General features: G+C 42.0%; 22 protein-coding genes. 18 read left to right on the top strand and 4 right to left on the bottom strand.

The annotated features are described in order from the left end of the window. The first annotated feature begins 52 nt into the window (after window positions 1–52). Together mgtE and ACTHPA_RS08610 are read left to right on the top strand one after the other, a co-directional pair. Window positions 53–1,426 carry a magnesium transporter gene (mgtE, locus tag ACTHPA_RS08615; RefSeq protein ID WP_440499764.1) on the top strand — a complete coding sequence of 458 codons (1,374 nt, stop codon included), beginning with the start codon at window positions 53–55 and terminating at the stop codon, window positions 1,424–1,426. 169 nt (window positions 1,427–1,595) lie between these two features. Continuing rightward, entirely contained in the window at window positions 1,596–1,871 is a 276-nt protein-coding gene (locus tag ACTHPA_RS08610; protein ID WP_440499763.1) for a hypothetical protein, read from the top strand. Between the two features lie 108 nt (window positions 1,872–1,979). On the opposite strand, the gene ACTHPA_RS08605 is transcribed toward ACTHPA_RS08610, so the two are convergent. Next, window positions 1,980–2,537, bottom strand: coding sequence for a CotY/CotZ family spore coat protein (locus ACTHPA_RS08605; RefSeq protein WP_440499762.1), 558 nt, complete (start codon window positions 2,535–2,537; stop codon window positions 1,980–1,982). 118 nt (window positions 2,538–2,655) lie between these two features. Between ACTHPA_RS08605 and ACTHPA_RS08600 the strand changes: the two genes are divergently transcribed. From ACTHPA_RS08600 to ACTHPA_RS08570, 7 genes are all read left to right on the top strand, one after another. Continuing rightward, a complete protein-coding gene (locus ACTHPA_RS08600) occupies window positions 2,656–3,057 on the top strand; it encodes a hypothetical protein (protein ID WP_440499761.1) in 402 nt (133 codons plus the stop codon). Next, window positions 3,057–3,512 (top strand): stage V sporulation protein AC, encoded by a 456-nt coding sequence (gene spoVAC, locus ACTHPA_RS08595; RefSeq protein ID WP_440499760.1) that lies wholly within the window; start codon window positions 3,057–3,059, stop codon window positions 3,510–3,512. Before ACTHPA_RS08600 ends, spoVAC begins: the two co-directional genes overlap by 1 nt. After that, window positions 3,506–4,507, top strand: coding sequence for a stage V sporulation protein AD (locus ACTHPA_RS08590; protein ID WP_440499759.1), 1,002 nt, complete (start codon window positions 3,506–3,508; stop codon window positions 4,505–4,507). Before spoVAC ends, ACTHPA_RS08590 begins: the two co-directional genes overlap by 7 nt. Window positions 4,508–4,516: 9 nt before the next feature. Then, window positions 4,517–4,879, top strand: a complete 363-nt coding sequence (spoVAE, locus tag ACTHPA_RS08585) for a stage V sporulation protein AE (protein WP_440499758.1) — start codon at window positions 4,517–4,519, stop codon at window positions 4,877–4,879. Window positions 4,880–4,953: 74 nt separating this feature from the next. Further along, complete coding sequence (locus ACTHPA_RS08580) at window positions 4,954–5,091, top strand: YjcZ family sporulation protein (protein ID WP_440499757.1); 138 nt, start codon at window positions 4,954–4,956, stop codon at window positions 5,089–5,091. 17 nt (window positions 5,092–5,108) lie between these two features. Beyond that, entirely contained in the window at window positions 5,109–5,357 is a 249-nt protein-coding gene (locus ACTHPA_RS08575; RefSeq protein WP_440499756.1) for a stage VI sporulation protein F, read from the top strand. A gap of 200 nt (window positions 5,358–5,557) precedes the next feature. After that, the gene (locus ACTHPA_RS08570) at window positions 5,558–5,863 is read left to right on the top strand and encodes a hypothetical protein (protein WP_440499755.1); all 306 of its coding nucleotides are present in this window, start codon (window positions 5,558–5,560) and stop codon (window positions 5,861–5,863) included. 110 nt (window positions 5,864–5,973) lie between these two features. Here ACTHPA_RS08570 and ACTHPA_RS08565 read toward each other — a convergent pair whose 3' ends face one another. From ACTHPA_RS08565 to ACTHPA_RS08555, 3 genes are all read right to left on the bottom strand, one after another. Then, window positions 5,974–6,411, bottom strand: a complete 438-nt coding sequence (locus ACTHPA_RS08565) for a GNAT family N-acetyltransferase (protein WP_440499754.1) — start codon at window positions 6,409–6,411, stop codon at window positions 5,974–5,976. A gap of 3 nt (window positions 6,412–6,414) precedes the next feature. After that, a complete protein-coding gene (locus tag ACTHPA_RS08560; protein ID WP_440499753.1) occupies window positions 6,415–6,930 on the bottom strand; it encodes a YjcG family protein in 516 nt (171 codons plus the stop codon). An 83-nt stretch (window positions 6,931–7,013) separates the two neighbouring features. Further along, entirely contained in the window at window positions 7,014–7,739 is a 726-nt protein-coding gene (locus ACTHPA_RS08555) for an alpha/beta hydrolase (protein WP_440499752.1), read from the bottom strand. A 179-nt stretch (window positions 7,740–7,918) separates the two neighbouring features. On the opposite strand from ACTHPA_RS08555, the gene ACTHPA_RS08550 reads away from it, so the two are divergent. The 9 genes from ACTHPA_RS08550 (at window position 7,919) to ACTHPA_RS08510 (ending at window position 17,591) form a co-directional block, all read left to right on the top strand. After that, window positions 7,919–8,473, top strand: a complete 555-nt coding sequence (locus tag ACTHPA_RS08550) for a phosphatidylglycerophosphatase A family protein (RefSeq protein ID WP_440499751.1) — start codon at window positions 7,919–7,921, stop codon at window positions 8,471–8,473. Between the two features lie 161 nt (window positions 8,474–8,634). Next, window positions 8,635–9,621 carry a TAXI family TRAP transporter solute-binding subunit gene (locus ACTHPA_RS08545; RefSeq protein WP_440499750.1) on the top strand — a complete coding sequence of 329 codons (987 nt, stop codon included), beginning with the start codon at window positions 8,635–8,637 and terminating at the stop codon, window positions 9,619–9,621. A gap of 88 nt (window positions 9,622–9,709) precedes the next feature. Next, complete coding sequence (locus ACTHPA_RS08540) at window positions 9,710–10,231, top strand: DUF1850 domain-containing protein (protein WP_440499749.1); 522 nt, start codon at window positions 9,710–9,712, stop codon at window positions 10,229–10,231. Continuing rightward, a complete protein-coding gene (locus ACTHPA_RS08535) occupies window positions 10,224–12,266 on the top strand; it encodes a TRAP transporter permease (RefSeq protein ID WP_440499748.1) in 2,043 nt (680 codons plus the stop codon). The genes ACTHPA_RS08540 and ACTHPA_RS08535 overlap by 8 nt, the downstream gene beginning before the upstream one ends. Window positions 12,267–12,567: 301 nt before the next feature. Continuing rightward, the gene (locus tag ACTHPA_RS08530) at window positions 12,568–13,464 is read left to right on the top strand and encodes an ATP-binding cassette domain-containing protein (protein ID WP_440499747.1); all 897 of its coding nucleotides are present in this window, start codon (window positions 12,568–12,570) and stop codon (window positions 13,462–13,464) included. 80 nt (window positions 13,465–13,544) lie between these two features. After that, on the top strand, window positions 13,545–14,753 hold the full coding sequence (locus ACTHPA_RS08525; protein WP_440499746.1) for a hypothetical protein: 1,209 nt from the start codon (window positions 13,545–13,547) through the stop codon (window positions 14,751–14,753). Window positions 14,754–14,780: 27 nt separating this feature from the next. Continuing rightward, the gene (locus tag ACTHPA_RS08520) at window positions 14,781–15,935 is read left to right on the top strand and encodes a hypothetical protein (protein WP_440499745.1); all 1,155 of its coding nucleotides are present in this window, start codon (window positions 14,781–14,783) and stop codon (window positions 15,933–15,935) included. A 25-nt stretch (window positions 15,936–15,960) separates the two neighbouring features. Next, window positions 15,961–16,719: a hypothetical protein gene (locus ACTHPA_RS08515; protein ID WP_440499744.1), complete on the top strand. Its 759-nt coding sequence runs from the start codon at window positions 15,961–15,963 to the stop codon at window positions 16,717–16,719. A gap of 65 nt (window positions 16,720–16,784) precedes the next feature. After that, the gene (locus ACTHPA_RS08510; protein ID WP_440499743.1) at window positions 16,785–17,591 is read left to right on the top strand and encodes an ABC transporter ATP-binding protein; all 807 of its coding nucleotides are present in this window, start codon (window positions 16,785–16,787) and stop codon (window positions 17,589–17,591) included. Window positions 17,592–17,659 lie beyond the last annotated feature (68 nt).

Here is a 17,659-nt window from a genome sequence, read left to right as displayed (position 1 = left end):
ATACATTTAGGAATGCATTCATGCATGTCGGAGCGGAAAGGAAGGTGCAGCCATGACTGTAAACGAAGAAATTCGCGATGAAATTATTATCGACGAAGAAAATCTTATAAATTCATTGGAGCAGCAAGATATTAAAACGTTCCGTGATGAATATTTGATGCTTCACCCATATGATCGAGCTGTTTTTTATGAAAAGGTGGAAGCAGAACAACGAAAATTGATGTATTTTTTCCTCTCTCCGAAAGAGTTGGCGGAGATATTCGAGACGAGCGAAATCGATGAAGATGAATATAAGCAGTTCCTTCAGGAGATGGACACGACTTATGCCGCGGATATGATTTCTCACATGTTCGTCGACAATGCGGTAGATGTCCTGAAAGAACTTGATAAAGCGCAGATTGCCAGCTATTTGACGTTAATGAATAAAGAAGCGGCTGCACAAATCAAATCGCTCTTGCACTATGAAGAATATACTGCCGGTTCGATCATGACGACGGAATATGTTTCGATTCCGCAATATTCGACTGTTCGCTCCGCCATGACGATTCTTCGGAATGAAGCCCCCTCTGCAGAAACGATCTATTATGTCTTCGTCGTCGATGAAGATAATCGTTTAACGGGCGTCGTTTCGCTTAGGGATTTAATCATTACGGACGAAGATACGTTAATACAGTCTATTATGAATGAGCGTGTTGTCAGTGTACTTGTCTCCGATGACCAGGAAGACGTCGCAAGGACGACACAGGACTATAACTTGCTAGCTGTTCCTGTCGTTGATTTCCAACAGCATATGTTAGGGATCATTACGGTCGATGATATTATCGACGTATTAGACGAAGAAGCATCTGATGACTATTCAAAACTTGCCGCCGTATCCAATATGGATTCCTTTGACAAAACGTCATTTTCAGCTGCGAAGAAACGGATTCCATGGCTGATCATTCTGTTAGTGCTCGGCATGTTGACCGCGAATCTAATCGATCTATTCACCGATACAATTTCGCAAGTCGCATTGCTCGCTGCATTTATTCCATTAATTGCAGGTACTGCGGGTAATAGCGGGACTCAAGCATTGGCAGTCGCAGTTCGCGGTATTGCGACTCGTGACGTTGAGGATGAGAGCAAGTTCAAACTGCTATTGCGGGAAGCGGGCACTGGCTTGATTACCGGACTAATTTGCGCAATCTTCGTTGTCGGCCTCATTTTTATATGGAAGCATGAATTCATTATCGCGTTGCTCGTCGGGGCGGCCATTTTAGTTTCGATATTTGTTGCAACCATTTCCGGATCGTTCATCCCGCTCTTCATGCATCGGATGAAAATCGATCCTGCCGTCGCATCAGGTCCATTCATCACGACATTGAATGACGTCATTAGTATTATCATTTATCTCGGATTGGCAACAGTGTTCATCGGCAGCCTTTGAACAGAGGAAAGAACTTCATTCCGAATAGGCGCATATACTACGGAAAAAAGGGGGAATCAACATTTCCTACAATGAACCGTTACTATTTGTGCAGGGGCCGCCCGTCTATATAAAGGTGGCCGTCTATGAGGAAGAAAGCACGTCAGTCTTCGTTCCGAACGATGTATCCGTGAGAGAGGCGATTGACGTCAACTCATCCGTTCAAGCTGAAAGCCATGTTGTCAACCCCGCCATCATGAGCAAAATACGCTATTTGAGCGAACCGTTCAGGAAGCAGGCATATAAGCCTCTTCAATTCGTCATAGAAGGCAATCTCGTAAAAGGCGCAATCCATAAAGTCGAAAATGGCATTGTATGGATTGAAACGGATAATATGATTTCTGAAGTTGAAATCGCAAAGATAGAAGACGTCCTCTGGCGCGGGCAGCCATTTGACGAGAGATAGTAAAAACAGGACGGACCAGCAAATGGTCCGTCCTGTTTTTGGGTATAATAAAACGAAAAACTGCCCGATCGGATCGATCGGGCAGAGTCAGCATCACAGGTTATTCCTTCAATCTTCGTCACAATCGATGAAAACGTCTTTTACGCATTGAATTGCACAGAAGCATGTTAAATCGACAGTGACGCAAGTGCCTGTCGCTTCGAAGTTTTCTACTTCGCATACTGCATCGAGGTCTAATTTGCCGCCTTTGAATAAGTCGACTTTGCGACCTCTAGCATCACGCGGTTCAAGTACTTGGATTGTTGCGCAGCAATTGTCGAAAATATTTTGAACCCTGAAGAAGATCGAGAAACAAGTTGCACAGTCTCTACGCCCTTGGTCGGAGGCCGGTGCGCTATCACTCTCGTCGAACCGTCTTCTTCTTCTGAACATTGCTTTGAATGGATTACCTTTTTCGTCCAATAGCATGAATACACGCGTATTGGCCCGTTGACGTGCAGGGCTTACAAGGCTACCGAGCGGAGTCAGGAAACAGTCAGTTCTGCAATCGTCGCAATCTAGATCATCGCGGATATCCTGCACACGTTTAATGGCACGGACAACCTCGCAAATGCAATTGTCGTTGCGCCGTACATCTCCGACTTCTTCATTTCTTCCACATCCCATTCATTCCACCTCCTTTTCTCAACTCTTTATACCTTATGCGCTTGATTGCTCAGGGCTAGGGCAAACATCACGCATGAATAAAAAACAACAGCGATCGCCATACTGTTAAAAAAAGGGGATGGTGAATATTCGTCAGCTCATAACGTTGCTATGCTTGCTTCTTCTGCTATCTGGCTGTATTCCAAATGAATACAAATTCGAAAATCATACAGACGAGGATGCAAGTAAAGTAGAAGAGTTAGTGAAGGGAGATGATCGAATTAAAGGGGCTGCTGCCTTGTTTTATGAGGATCATTTGCTCGTTGGAATCCGTGTAAAAACCTTTTCCAGGTTTAATAAAAGGAAAATTGCCGCTGAACTTGAAAAGAAGTTGAAGGAAGAATACCCAGATTTATCGGTTTTCGCTTCTGCGGATAGCAAGATTTTAACGGAAACGAATAAACTCATCTTAAAAGACGATGAAAAGGGAATGAAGAAAAAAATTCATCATTTGATATCACTAGCGGAGGAAGAAACATAATGGACAAAGACAAATACGCGAAACTGGAGCAAGGGATCACTCCCAAGCCGCCATTACTCAAAAACATGATTAAAGCATTTCTTGTAGGCGGCACGATTTGTCTCATCGCGCAGTTCATAGCACTTTTCTATATGACTTTCTTCGACTTCACCGAACGGACAGCGAGCAATCCGACAGTTGCGACGATGATTTTCATCTCTATGCTGTTAACTGGATTTGGCCTCTATAAAAAAATTGGTCAAGTTGGTGGGGCAGGAGCGGCAGTCCCGATAACTGGGTTCGGCAATGCGGTTGTGTCAGCGGCGATCGAGCATAAGTCAGAAGGCTATGTGCTAGGTGTCGGGGGCAATATTTTTAAATTGGCTGGTTCAGTCATCGTGTATGGTGTTTTTTCAGCCTTTCTCGTTGCCCTTATTAAGACGATTTTAGTGAAGATGGGAGTCGTTTCATGGTAATGAAAGGCTTGTTGACATTCCAATCGACCCCTTCCATCGTTGCAACAGGCGTAACGGCAGGACCTCTTGAGAAGAAAAGTCCATTTCACACTAGCTTCGATAAGATATATGAAGATGAAAGATGCGGCATGGAAACGAATGAACAGGGACATTCAAAATTGATGGAAGATGCATGCATGATTGCGTTAAGTAAAGTGGATAAAATTCCATCGGATGCCGATTTTATATTAACAGGGGATCTTGTCAATCAAATGACCCCTACCAGTTTCTGTGCAACGTCAGTTGGAATCCCATATGTCGGCATGTTTTCGGCATGCGCAACTTCTGTCTCGTCCTTGCTTTTTGCGGCATTATTGGCGGAAGCGGGAATGTCGAAATTGGCAATTGCGGGTTCATCTAGCCAGCATAATGCGATCGAAAGGCAATTCCGATATCCGATTGAATACGGCGCGCAGAAAGGCAGTACCGCACAATGGACTGCGACTGCAGCAGGAGCTGCTGCCATTGCACCTTTCCAAGAAGGAGTTCCTTCTATAGAATGCGGAACGATTGGCATAGCGATAGATATGGGAATGACAGACCCATTGAATATGGGAGCCGCCATGGCGCCCGCCGCAGCTGATACGCTGAAGCGGCATTTGACTGGCCATGGAAAAGCTGCGAGTGACTATGATTTGATTATGACTGGCGATTTGGCTCAAGTCGGATTTTCAATTTTTCAAGAGCTAGTTAAAAACCAAGGAATAACTGATTTAAAGAACTTCAGTGATGCTGGCATGGAATTTTACGGCAACAATCCTGATTTCATGGCAGGAGCGAGCGGGGCGGGTTGTTCAGCCGCCGTTTATTTTTCGGAAGTCTATAAGAAGATGATGGATAAGGAATATAAACGAGTACTCCTGATTGCGACTGGTGCGCTTCTTTCCCCATTATCATACCAACAAGGAGAAACGATTCCGTGCATCGCGCACGCGATCGAACTAACGATGAAATGAGTGGTTTGATTGTTTTCGATTTACATTACCTCCTTTATAGTCGGCGGTCTCATTTGTGTCATTGGCCAGCTGATGTTTGATGTTGCAAAGCTGACACCGGCGCACACGCTCTGCATTCTTGTCGCAGCAGGCTCTGTATTGGACGGCTTTGGCCTTTACGAACCGCTTATTGATTTTGCAGGAACAGGTGCAACGATTCCGATCACGTCTTTCGGTAACGCATTGACGCATGGAGCGCTTGCGGAAGCTGAAAAACATGGCCTTATCGGTGTGCTGACAGGGATGTTTGAAGTGACAAGTTCTGGAATCAGTGCTGCGATTCTATTTGGCTTCATTGCTTCGTTTCTTTTCAAGTCTAAGGGCACCAATTGAAAAAATCTGTGCAAACGCCCCCTTCTTCTCTCCGCTATCTGCATAGGATAGACGGAAGGGAAGGAGGGATTTTTATGTTCGGTGGATGCTATTCTGGCGGAGGCTTTGGCGGCGGATATGGCGGGTATGGAAGAGGCTATGGCGGTTCCACTTTCGTACTGATTGTTGTTCTCTTCATCTTGCTAATCATCGTTGGCAGTAGCTTTGTCTAAGGAGGAGGGATGACAATATGAATGACTCGTTTTTTAAAAAGATAGAATCAAAAACCGGCGTTCCGATGGAAGAAGTATTCGCATTGGCGAACGCAATTCAATATGCGGATTTCAGCGATGAGCGACAAGTGCGGAAAATCGTTAAAAAAGTAGGCAGACTCGCAAAAAAAGAAGTCCCGCAACATATGGAAGATGAACTCGTGAAATCGATCGTAAACAACGGAAAATCAGTTAATTTCAATGATATTCAGCGGATGATGGGGTAACCCAAAAGTAGCTGGATGACGTCCAAATACCCACGCCTGTATCATTGTCCACATAACCGATGACCCGGGCTGGAAATAGATTATGCCTAGTTGATCACTACGAAAATAGGTGAAACCATTCATTTTCAGTCTTATATGTTTCATAAACTATAAATGAGGTTAAAGGGTATGTGAGAAATTAATGTAAAGGGGTGTGGGAAATGGGCTATATACTACCGATTCAGCAGACGCAGGCTGAAATGTACGCGAATCGAATGAATGCAGTGCGTAACAATTTCGCATATGTCGATCGAGTGGAAAAAGTTAAAATGGATCCGGATTTGATGGATAAATTTGATGATACACTTCGAAGTGAACAGGAGCGAATCATGGAGGAAGGAGAAACAGTTATCGTAAACTCCCGCCCTCCTTACTTAAAAGGGTTCATCTATCCGAATCCTGCCAACCTATCGCCTGAAATAGCGCAACTTGTAGGAAAAGGACTCGCGGTAAACGAATATGTGTAAAACAAGATGGGCGGCATCTATATTCTATTAAAAGGATTAAAGATGACGTCAAAAAAAGAGCAGACTCGCAACCGGTCAACGGAAGCGATCTGCTCTTTTTATTCATTAAACTAGTTTGAAACTATTTCCTTTTCCATTGCGCGATGCGGAATATCCGCATCCATGAATTCAGGTGATGTGACCGTATACCCGAGTTTCTCATAAAAAGGCACGGCATAAGATTGTGCGTTCAGTACGATTTTCGTCATCCCGACAGATTTCGCATGTCTTTCAAGTTCATGCATTATCAAATTCCCGAGATGCTTTCCACGTAACTCTTTCACTACGCACACCCGCTCTACTTTAGCGATTCCCGATTCGATTTCCCGAATGCGTCCAGCTCCGATCGGGCGCTGTTCATCATAGACGATGAAATGGGTAGCGGATTTATCAAACTCATCAATTTCAAGACTAATTGGTACCCCTTGCTCATCCACAAAAACTTTTTTTCGCACGTCATACGCATCTGCCCGTTCACGCTCTGAACGGGCAATTTTTACTTCGATCAATCTTTAGCTTTCCTCGCCGAGACGGAAAGTTTCATAAACTGTCCAAGACCCGTCTTCAAGTTGATAGAGTAGGTGAATGCGGTCGATAGTCTCGGTATGGTCTACGCCAAACATTTTAATTTGTCCGATAATATCGTCATGTTCACCAGAATTCAATTTTTGTGCGATTGTAATATGCGGAACGAAGGAATATTCAGGTTTTTCACCGAAAAAGTCTTCATTTAGGTCTTTATGAAGTGAAAGGATATCTTCATTTGGTGTAACTTTAAAGAAAATCGTGTTGGTGATGGGTGCAAACGTGCTAACTTTCGATACATTCAATTCGAAAGGCTTATGGCTGCGAGCAACCTTCTTAATGGCTTCTGCAACTTGCTCGATCTCCTTATCATCTGCCTCGAAAACACCTTTGACGGTCATGTGAGGCGTAATAAGCGCATAATGTGGATCATAACGTTTCCTATACCCATTCGCCAAGTCTTGAAGTTTCTTTGAAGGGAAAGCTACAATACCATATTTCATAATAAAAGACCTCCTCGTAAAATGTTTACATACATCTTAGAATTAATTATAGCAGAATGAACTACTCTTTGAAATGTTTGGCATCATTCCTCTTGAAAGGATTCCTTAATTGCTCTTCGGACGTCCTGTTGCCAATACTTCCATGTATGGTTCCCTTTAAATTCTTCATAGAAGTATGAAAACCCTTTTCTTTTGATCAAATTATGCAATTCCCTGTTTGGAGTGAGGAAATCGCGGATGCCATCTTGTGTCGTTTTCACTTCCGTTTCCTCTTCGCCGATGACATGGTAAACGGAAAATGCTGATGGATCTTTGAATCCTTCCACTTTTTCCATTACATATTCATCAACATAGGGAGAATGGAGAATCACCTTCCCGAAGCAGTTCGGATATTTCAAAGCGGTCAAGAGCGAAATTGTTGCAGCCAATGAATCGCCGATTAACCCTCGACCTGCGCCGACTTGGTAGGTCGGGTAATTTTCATCGATATAAGGGACAAGCTCATGCGCAAGAAAACGGATATAATCTTCATGCCGGTCGCCTTCCGGATGGTACATCCTTCTGCGTTCCTCTACACTTTTATACGGGATGCCGACAACAATCATATTATTGATGTCACCTTCGTAAACTAATTCGTCTACAACCCGTCCGATCCTTCCGTACTGAAAATAATCTTTCCCGTCTGAAGCAATTAGAACTGAATACTTGTAAAGTGGTGAATACTGATATGGCAAATGGATGAGAAGTTGCATCTCCTCATCGAGTGCCTTGCTATATAAGTTTATTTCTTCGATTTTTCCGTACTTCATCAGCAAGTCCTCCCAGTTGTATTATGTAAGAAGATTGTAACATAAGTGAATGAACAGGTATAATGGTTGGATAACCTGTTACATGTTGGAAGAAACAGTCGCAAAATTGAGTAAACATCTGAAAGGCTGCTGTCATATTATACGTGACGGGCAGAGGAAAGAATAAGGAGGTAGTAATTATGTTCACGGGAAAAAACATTGTCCATTCCGACGTTGTTGCAAAAGCTACAAAAGAAGCATTGATCCGAAGAGGCGTTACATTGGAAGATATAGCTAAAATCGTATACGAAATGCAAGTGCCTTATAATGAAGGTCTTGACCTTGCCGAATGTGTAGATTCAGTCGAAAGAGTGTTGCGGAAGAGAGAACTTCAGCATGCAATACTTGTCGGAATCGAATTGGATGAGCTCGGGGAACAAGGGAAACTTTCGGCTCCGCTTCAACAAATCGTTGAATCCGACGAAGGGCTCTTTGGCGTGGATGAAACAATTGCATTAGGCGCGGTCTTTACTTACGGATCGATTGCGGTAACGACATTCGGCCATCTTGATAAAAACAAAATAGGCATTATCAATGAGCTGGATACGAAAAAGGGAAATGGTGTCCATACATTCCTTGATGATCTAGTCGCAAGTGTCGCATCCTGTGCCGCATCAAGACTCGCACACCGAAAAAGAGATTTGGAAGAAGCAGGAATCACTTATTTCGATGAGACAAACAAAGAACTAGATTGATCAATAAAGAGGAAGGTGATGGATTTCATCTTCCTTTTCAGTATTGAAATCGCTTGCAAGTTACTGAAAGTTGCCAAGAATGATTGACAAGCGAATAACCTTTCGTGTTAGAATAGGTGTTAAGTTGCAAAAATACTATATAAAAAGGGGAGAATGGAAATATGAATACAAAGAGATTTCGTATTCTTGCATTCATTTCGATGATCGCGTTGCTAGTCCTGTCAGCTTGTAATTCAGGTGATTCAAGCAAGGGATCAGGCTCTGATTCAGGCAAAACAAAAGAAGATTATGATTTTCTGAGTGTATTGACGGGTGGTACACAAGGTACATATTACGCACTTGGAGGCGCACTTGCGGATATCATCTCGCAAGAAACGGGTGTTAAAACGACTGCTGAAGTTTCACAAGCGTCAGCAGCGAATATGACTGCTTTAAAAGACGGCAGCGCTGAAATCGCTTTCGTACAAACAGATATCGCTTATTATGCATCTAAAGGTGAAATGATGTTTGATGGAGAAGTCATCGACAACGTTTCAGCTATCGGTGCTCTATATCCTGAAACAGTTCAATTGGTTACATTGGAAAAGACTGGCATCAAAACGTTTGAAGATTTGAAAGGTAAAAAGGTTTCTGTAGGAGCACCTGGTTCCGGTACGTATGCGAACGCGGAGCAGTTGCTAGAAATTCATGGCTTATCGATGGATGATATCCAACCGCAAGACTTGGATTTTGGGGAATCCCAAGAAAGCTTGCAAGCAGGTCAGATCGACGCAGCTTTCATCACTGCAGGTACTCCAACTGGCGCGGTTGAAGGTTTGAACGCTGTCGCACAAGTTTACATCGTACCTGTCTCTGATGAAAAAGCAGACGAATTGATTTCAAAATATCAATACTACGCAAAAGAAGTCATCCCTGCAGGAACATATGGAATTGCAGAAGATACGCCGACTGTTTCAGTTGGTGCAATGTTGATTATCCAAAACGACGTTCCTGAAGATCTTGCTTATGAAATCACAAAAGCGATCTATGACAATGCATCTAAACTAACACATCCAAAAGGCGCGTTGATCAAAGCTGAAACAGGACTTGATGGAATCGGGATCCCTGTTCACCCAGGCGCTCAAAAGTACTTTGACGAACAAAAATAATTGAATGAAATTTGATTGTTGGACGGGGCGGTGAGGCGTATGCTTCAGCCGTCCCATTCTTAATTGCTAGTGTGAAAGGGAGAAATGTATGAAGAAGAAGCAAGTAATTCTCCCCAGTCTGCTATTTGCACTACTCATTTTCCTCGTCACTATTTTCCTGCCGATACATAAGGTTTTCACCTTTACGGAATATCGAACTGATCATCCAAAAACGTATTACTATAAAATAGAGGATGAGCGAGATTTTCAAATACGCTATGTACACTCCATATTTTTAACCGATGTCGTTGAATCCTATCGTATTACTGATCAAAATGCCATCCAATTACTATCGATGCAATATGAAAGTGTTGGAATTGGATTGCCGGGCTATGCAGAGGAAGGAGAAACGCTATCAGTAAATGATGGAATGTATACGCTTACGTACGAGCAGAACATTATTCAATCATTTGTCCTTTTCGTAGGCGATGTCAATGCTGATCTTGCCTTCAGATATAAAGGAAATGAAGTGGATTTGAAAAGCTATTTGACTAGAGGGAAATCGTACACATTTCGTGTGCAACGCCAATCATTCTATCAATTGATGAAAGGAGTAAATTTGAATGGCTAAAAATAAGAATCGGGAAGAATCTCTGAAAGAGTCCCAAGTTGACAGCCTTGAAACATTAACAGAAGAACAACAGCTTGAAATTCTTCAAAAATATGATCCCGAATCGAATACACGGAATGTGAAAGGGTTCTTTAAAATCGTCGTTTTTGCAGGATTGTTGGCTTTCTCGTTATTTCAATTATATACGTCAATCGGGACACCGTTTACTGCATATATACAACGATCCATCCACTTAGGATTTGCTCTAGCATTAATTTTCCTTTTGTTCCCTGCTATTAAAAAAACGGGAGTCAAGAAAGACAAAGTGCCTTTCTACGACGTCATTCTATCTTTGCTGGCCATTGCGGTAGGTTTATACTGGCCATTATTTTATGATGATCTTGTCTTTCGAGTAGGAAGGGTATCCGATTTGGATCTATTCATCGGAATTGTCGCTATTCTATTGACATTGGAGGCTGCAAGACGTGCAGTCGGCTTGCCGATTACAATCATCTCGGTAGTTTTCCTAATTTATGCATTTTACGGCCGCTATTTCCCTGGCTTCTTGGCGCACCGCGGCCAAGACTTAAAAAGCATTGTCCAGTTAATGTTCTATACGACTGATGGTATTTTAGGAACGCCGATCAGCGTATCTGCTACATTCATTTTCGTCTTCCTCTTATTCGGTGCATTCCTTGTGAAGACCGGAGTTGGAAACTACTTCAATGACTTAGCTGTCGTCCTCGCAGGCCGTTTGACAGGAGGTCCTGCTAAAGTTGCTATCTTCTCAAGTGCATTGCAAGGAACGATTTCAGGAAGCTCCGTTGCAAACGTAGTCGGATCAGGTTCTTATACGATTCCAATGATGAAGAAATTGGGGTATCGTAAGGAATTTGCAGGCGGCGTTGAAGCGGCTGCTTCAACGGGTGGGCAAATTATGCCTCCGATCATGGGAGCTGCAGCATTCCTAATGGTTGAGTTCATTGGCGGCATCACGTATTGGGAAATTGCAAAAGCAGCTGCGATTCCTGCATTGCTCTACTTTACAGGAATTTGGATTATGACGCATTTTGAAGCGAAGCGTGTCGGTCTAGAAGGCATGTCTCCAGACCAGATACCTGATCGGAAAGCGACATTGAAAAAGATTTATCTCCTATTGCCGATTTTAGGAATTATCTTATTCCTATTATTAGGGATTCCAACAATGAAAGCTGCATTATTGGGGATTGTCCTCACTTTAGTTGTCAGCTTCTTTGATAAATCGACGAGACTCGGGCCGAAAGATATTATTATGGCCCTCGTTGACGGGGCGCGTACTGCATTGGCCGTTGCCGCGGCGACTGCTTGTGCGGGTATTATCGTCGGTGTCGTCGTAAAAACCGGTTTAGGACTAAGCCTTGCAAACGGCCTCGTTTCTGCAGCGGGCGGTAATATCCTATTAACTCTTATCTTTACGATGTTGGCAGCTCTAGTCCTCGGGATGGGCTCACCAACAACGGCTAACTATGTTATTACATCTACAATTGCTGCTCCGGCAATCATTTTGTTGCTGATGGGCGGCGAAATGGGACCAGGTACTACAGTTCCGGTTGTAGTTGCCGTCTCTGCACATTTGTTCGTGTTCTATTTCGGAATCATCGCGGATATTACACCGCCAGTTGCATTGGCAGCATTCGCCGCATCTGGAATTTCTGGCGGAGATCCGATCAAAACTGGCGTCAATTCTGCGAAGCTTGCGATTGCGGCATTTATTATTCCGTATATGTTTGTCTTCAATCCAGCTATGCTCATGATCGACTCCAGTCTCTTTGAGATCTTATGGGTCACCTTCTCCGCTATCATCGGTATGATTGCTATCGGGGCGGGCATGATCGGCTTTTGGTACCGGAAGTGTAATTGGATCGAGCGTATTCTCGCTGTCGTAACAGGATTATTATTGATATTCCCTGAAACGATTACGGATATTGTCGGTTTAGTTCTATTCGTCATCCAAGTTGCCATTCAATGGAAAACAAAGAACAACACACCGAAAAATAAAGAAGTAGCAGTGTCATAATTAAAAAGGCTGTCACATTGTCAACTAGACAATTGTGACAGCCTTTTACATTTATAGAAACGCTACGTAAATAAAATAGAATAAAAGAACCAAGTTCGATTAATTAAAAGTTTATGGACTATTGAAATATTACAATAATATGTCTATAGTGTAATAAGACAAACAAAAATTTGGAAAAACTGAAGACGTTGGAATCAAAAGGGAAGCTGTGATGAATCGGAACTAACTAAAACACGAGTTTAATGTGAACTTTCGTCGGGGGAAAGCGGTTGTAAGAACAAACTGAAAGGCGGAAAAACAAATGCTGAAATTATCAAATGTGTCAATTACGTATAATGATAGAGCTGTTCTCGATAAATTGGACTTAACTGCAAATATAGGAGAGATCATTGGGGTGGCGGCTCCTAATGGTACGGGGAAATCTACAATGTTTAATGTTATGGCAAACTTTGTGAAGCCCGATTCGGGACATGTGCTGTTTGATGGTAAATACGCATACCGAAATGAAAAAGAGGAGTTATTGATCCATAAGCAGTTGTGCACGTTTCCTGAACAGAAAGATCTGTTCGAGGAACTATCCGGAGTGGATCATTTGAAATTATATGCAAACATGTGGAAAGGTTCATCGAAGCATGTACCTACAGTAATTGAGCGACTTCATATGGGCAATTATGTTAAACGGAAAGTACGTACGTATTCATTAGGAATGCGACAACGTCTATGCTTTGCTATGATGATGGCCGCTGATACGCCGGTCATGCTAATGGATGAGGTGATGAATGGACTGGATGTAGATAATGTAGCGTTAATTTCAGAATGCTTAATGGAAATGAAAAAGGATAAGCTTATCTTTGTCGCATCCCATTTACTATCCAACTTGGATCTATATGCGGATAGGGTCCTATTCCTGAAAGACGGAAAGTTTGTCCATGAACATAGATTTACAGGTGAAAACGATGTGTTCCTGAAGATTGAAGTAACTCCGGACCAATACGAAGCATTGAAAGAAAAAGTTGCACTTCCGCAAGGCTACATCTATATAGCGAAACACTTATTATGCATCCCTCTTAAGGGGATGAGCGAGTCCGAACAAACAAAGTGGATTGAGCGGATGCTCGATTATAACGAAAAAGAAATGACGGTCGGGCCTTTGGGTACAGTGGAATACTATGATAAGTATTATTCCAAAAATGTTTAATAGTAAAGCGGAGCAATGGAAAATGCCTTGCCTTTAGGCACTTTTTTCTTAATACTTAACGACCAAAAGGGGAAGCTGGGATGAACCGTAATTATTTGAAGCATGAATTTCTTATAACAGGCAGAAGCAGGCGTAATATACCTTTTCTTTTGTTCATCAGTGTATTATTGCTGAGCTATTGTATTATTTTGCTGCCGAACGAAGAGACAAAAGAAACATATAAGCCTGACGAAGTTAGAAGCTATTTAATAGATCTAGAAGTGGAACAAGAATTAAGGGAAGCAAAGGGAAATACGGGCATTATCAAGATGACAGGCATGCCTGTCTATGCCTATAATGCATACTATTACAAACTGAATCACGCAATGCTTACAGCGTATGAGGATAACAACTATCCACGGTTGCTTTATTTAAGGAACTTTTCCCTATTAGGAAATGAATATGAATATACGTCAGATGAAAACCTTTTTGCGCTATCTCCATACCCAGGGAAAGATCGCTCTCATTTATATAAGCAAACGATGATGCGATATGAAGATTATTTAACGAATGACTATCCTATTACATATGGTTTGATGTATGAAAAGACAGGGTTGCAAGCATTGCAAAAGTTCCTACAGACGAATGGGATACTATTTATCTTATTTTGTGCAATCTTTTTCAGCAGTGATATGTTATCGAGAGACCGCAAAAATCGATCGGTATTGCAAGGCGTTCCTCTATCCTGGTATCGCCAATTGAACTTGAAATCACTATCCGCATTCTTCTATTCGTTGCTCGTTATTATCGGAATCCTTGTTGCAGGGGTTGTCGTGATGAGTGTGCAATTCGGCTTTGGTTATTTCGATTTACATGTTCCCATCATGATCGCACAAGAAACTTTTACATTCGAAGATTATGATGTCATTTCAATTGCAGTCTTTTTAGGAAAAACACTAATAGTCGTTCCTCTATTAATCTTCCTCTTTATCCGATTGAACGTCATTTTAGGTCTTCTGTTTAAAAATGAATGGCTCGTCTTGCTAGTCAGCAGTTTAATTCTCTTCTCAGACCGCCTATTCGTTTCAAGAACGACAAGAGAGATTTTCGGAAAAGATATTAGTTTCTTTCCTCAAACGTATTTTGATTTCGGTAAAATTGTAAACGGGGATAAGAACTTTCTATTAAATACAGAGACGATTACATATACGAAAGGTATTATCGTATTGCTAGTAACGATTGCTGTTATTGAACTTGTGCTATTCGCACTTTCAAAGATCATTAATAAACGACGTTTCTATTTTGAGTGAAAAATATGAACGAGGAAGGATACAATTATGTTTTGGAAGTATTTATTATTTGAAACAAAACTATTGCTCCATAATCGGAAAAACTGGTTGCTTGGAATTGGTCTCATCCTGTTTTTCCCTTTGTACTACTCCCAATACAGTCAAATTGACATTAAAGATATGCAGAGACTCAAAAACGAGGAAGCACAGCATTTCCATACAGTGTTTAATGCGTTTCCTGAGGAATTGCGGGAGACGGCAGAAGGAGAAGCAATCTATACCAACTTGACCCAACAATCTTCATTGATTAATATGCAAAGGTTTTATTTATGGAAGAAAGACGATTATGACAAATATATTGAAGATGGCATTAAATTGAACGAATTGCGCCTCGAATTACATGAGTTGGGAAACAAAGGAATCCATCCTAACTATGTGATTCCAAAGAATGTCATTCAAAAAGAATTGGCGATTTTGCGCTATTACAAAGTACATAAATTGCCGCTAGTGCCAAATCCATTCGTAGCCAGCAATTATTTGCCCGTTGCATTGAGCATGATCAGCGGTTTGCTATTTTGTATTTTCGTATTAATAATCGGAAGCAGTATGTTGTTGAATGACCAGCGACATCGATCAGTTGTTGGAGGCTTTCCGATATCCTTTATGCAAAAGGTAAGCAGCAAGGTTGCTATCCATCTAGTCCAAGTTATGTTATTCCTAGGTCTTGGCGTACTGATCGGTGGTTATTATGTTGCCCAAAAAACGGAATGGGGAAACTTCACCACGCCTATTCTTATTTATCAAGACATGGATTACATTGCGGTATCGACAATTAGGTATTTAACTTACATGTTCATCGCATTTGCGTTAATTGCCTTATTCCTGTTGCTCGTATTTGTTCTCATCAATGTCATGACGAAGAATTTATACGCGACCATTTTGGCGATGCTTGTCATTTTACTGCTGCCCGATGTAATGAGTGTCGCGGATGTGAAATTCAATTGGCTATATCCATTGAAATTTATCGACATTAGCTCCGTTTTGAATGGGGAAGCAGCTATGGAATTCGGCAATGAAAAATTGGACTTCAAACATTCTTTTCGTTGGTTAGTAGGTCTCAATCTGCTAGCCGTAGCTATTCTGTACGGGCGGAATAAACTTCTATACATCCGAAAAGGGGAAGTCGCATTACCATCAAACTGATAAGATGGCAAAGGATGCGACCTCAATGGAAAATAAGGAACGGTGGAGTATTATGAAAAACACTATGCAGAAATGGTTCCAATTGTTAGGCGGCAAGACAGGTCCAACGATTTTAATTGCCTCATGCCTACTGATCCTGTCGGCATGTCATCCTTTACAAAAATCGGAACCCGAAAAGTTAATTCCTTATGAGAAGAACTTTGAAATTGTTGGTCCTGAAAAGGATGCATTGATCGGAAAAGTGAACCCGGCAATTTACACGACAGTGGATCGTAGCAACGAAAACGCTGAACAGGTTGAAAGCGAGGTCTATACGAAAGAAGGAGTCAAGGTTACTCTTCAACCGGGGAGATATTCAATCACGGGATATCCAGTAGGAAACATTTTTATTTATGATAAAAACGGAGATCTTGTCATTCGTGAAATACTAGGACATTCAGCGGGAGTCGGCAGTTTAACAGTCGATATTGACGGTACATATACTGTTTTTGCGGATGGTGGGTATGATTACGTCAGTTTCGTACCGATACCGACACAGCTGTCTACTGACTTAAATGCAGGTATTTGGGAAGTAGGACTAGATATTGAAGCTGGTGAATATATATTTGGCAGTGAGTACGGTCTCGGATATTTGGAACTTCACGAAGAGGGGAAGGAACCTGTCCTTTATGAAGTAATTGGTGGCATTGAGACCGGATCAAAAAGCCGCGTGAAATTGACAGAAGGGCAAAAGATTAGGATTACGGGAATCTCTCTCGTGAATTTTAAGCCGATAGACGAATAAATGGAACGGTGGATCGAACAGGATCTGCCGTTTTTCAATAAAACTATGGAAGTGAGTGACGTACAATGCAAAACGTAATTGACATGGAGAAAGTAATGTTTCGCAGAGGCGATAAGGAGATTCTTACAAATATCGATTGGACGATCAGGGAGAATGAGCACTGGGCGATTTTAGGGTTGAATGGTTCCGGTAAAACGTCGCTTCTCAATATTATATCCGCACATCAATTTCCGACTGAAGGAGAGGTTCACGTTCTAGGTAACCGATTTGGTGAAACGAACCTACCGGAACTACGAAAAGAGATCGGCTTTGTAAGCAGTTCGTTGGAGCGATTCGCGCAAATGTTTCAAAATGACACGGTCGAGCGAGTTATCATTAGTGGTAAGTTTGCGAGTTTCGGCTTGTATGAGCATCCATCCCCTGTTGATTGGGAAAGAGCGGACGAGCTGTTGCATGATTTCCGGTTATCCTACTTAAGAGGAAAGCGCATTAACTCGCTTTCAGAAGGTGAAAAACGTCGGATTTTAATTGCTAGAGCACTCATGAATAAACCACGAATGCTCATTATGGATGAACCATGTTCCGGTTTAGATATATTATCAAGGGAGCAATTTTTACATACGTTGCAAGTTGTTACGAAAAATGACTGTCATCTCGTCTATGTGTCGCACCACGTCGAGGAATTGGTCGAAGACATTACCCATGTCCTTCTTTTAAAAGAAGGAAGGATTGTGGCATCCGGAAAGAAAGAGGATGTAATGACGGATGAATTGCTGACAGAAACATACAACGTTCACGTTAAAATTCGATGGGATGAAGGAAGGCCATATCTTTCGATAAGAAGAAGTGCCCCCGTGGGGATAGAAAGTTGACCGAATAAAATTGTTCACGTAAATGTACGTTACCGGTCGGTGCTTGTTTTCTTTCTATACTACAATGG

Source organism: Sporosarcina sp. SAFN-015, assembly GCF_051966875.1.
In the GTDB taxonomy this organism is placed as follows: Bacteria; Bacillota; Bacilli; order Bacillales_A; family Planococcaceae; genus Sporosarcina.
The sequence above is the reverse complement of the archived record's forward strand: the minus strand, read 5'-3'. Positions and strand labels throughout refer to the sequence as shown.

What these genes read in the sequence shown, in the direction of transcription:
- mgtE (WP_440499764.1), top strand. Translation starts at nt 53, where the DNA reads ATGACTGTAAACGAAGAAATTCGCGATGAAATTATTATCGACGAAGAA.
- ACTHPA_RS08605 (WP_440499762.1), bottom strand. Translation starts at nt 2,537, where the DNA reads ATGGGATGTGGAAGAAATGAAGAAGTCGGAGATGTACGGCGCAACGAC.
- ACTHPA_RS08600 (WP_440499761.1), top strand. Translation starts at nt 2,656, where the DNA reads ATGGTGAATATTCGTCAGCTCATAACGTTGCTATGCTTGCTTCTTCTG.
- spoVAC (WP_440499760.1), top strand. Translation starts at nt 3,057, where the DNA reads ATGGACAAAGACAAATACGCGAAACTGGAGCAAGGGATCACTCCCAAG.
- ACTHPA_RS08590 (WP_440499759.1), top strand. Translation starts at nt 3,506, where the DNA reads ATGGTAATGAAAGGCTTGTTGACATTCCAATCGACCCCTTCCATCGTT.
- ACTHPA_RS08580 (WP_440499757.1), top strand. Translation starts at nt 4,954, where the DNA reads ATGTTCGGTGGATGCTATTCTGGCGGAGGCTTTGGCGGCGGATATGGC.
- ACTHPA_RS08575 (WP_440499756.1), top strand. Translation starts at nt 5,109, where the DNA reads ATGAATGACTCGTTTTTTAAAAAGATAGAATCAAAAACCGGCGTTCCG.
- ACTHPA_RS08570 (WP_440499755.1), top strand. Translation starts at nt 5,558, where the DNA reads ATGGGCTATATACTACCGATTCAGCAGACGCAGGCTGAAATGTACGCG.
- ACTHPA_RS08560 (WP_440499753.1), bottom strand. Translation starts at nt 6,930, where the DNA reads ATGAAATATGGTATTGTAGCTTTCCCTTCAAAGAAACTTCAAGACTTG.
- ACTHPA_RS08555 (WP_440499752.1), bottom strand. Translation starts at nt 7,739, where the DNA reads ATGAAGTACGGAAAAATCGAAGAAATAAACTTATATAGCAAGGCACTC.
- ACTHPA_RS08550 (WP_440499751.1), top strand. Translation starts at nt 7,919, where the DNA reads ATGTTCACGGGAAAAAACATTGTCCATTCCGACGTTGTTGCAAAAGCT.
- ACTHPA_RS08545 (WP_440499750.1), top strand. Translation starts at nt 8,635, where the DNA reads ATGAATACAAAGAGATTTCGTATTCTTGCATTCATTTCGATGATCGCG.
- ACTHPA_RS08540 (WP_440499749.1), top strand. Translation starts at nt 9,710, where the DNA reads ATGAAGAAGAAGCAAGTAATTCTCCCCAGTCTGCTATTTGCACTACTC.
- ACTHPA_RS08535 (WP_440499748.1), top strand. Translation starts at nt 10,224, where the DNA reads ATGGCTAAAAATAAGAATCGGGAAGAATCTCTGAAAGAGTCCCAAGTT.
- ACTHPA_RS08530 (WP_440499747.1), top strand. Translation starts at nt 12,568, where the DNA reads ATGCTGAAATTATCAAATGTGTCAATTACGTATAATGATAGAGCTGTT.
- ACTHPA_RS08525 (WP_440499746.1), top strand. Translation starts at nt 13,545, where the DNA reads ATGAACCGTAATTATTTGAAGCATGAATTTCTTATAACAGGCAGAAGC.
- ACTHPA_RS08520 (WP_440499745.1), top strand. Translation starts at nt 14,781, where the DNA reads ATGTTTTGGAAGTATTTATTATTTGAAACAAAACTATTGCTCCATAAT.
- ACTHPA_RS08515 (WP_440499744.1), top strand. Translation starts at nt 15,961, where the DNA reads ATGGAAAATAAGGAACGGTGGAGTATTATGAAAAACACTATGCAGAAA.
- ACTHPA_RS08510 (WP_440499743.1), top strand. Translation starts at nt 16,785, where the DNA reads ATGCAAAACGTAATTGACATGGAGAAAGTAATGTTTCGCAGAGGCGAT.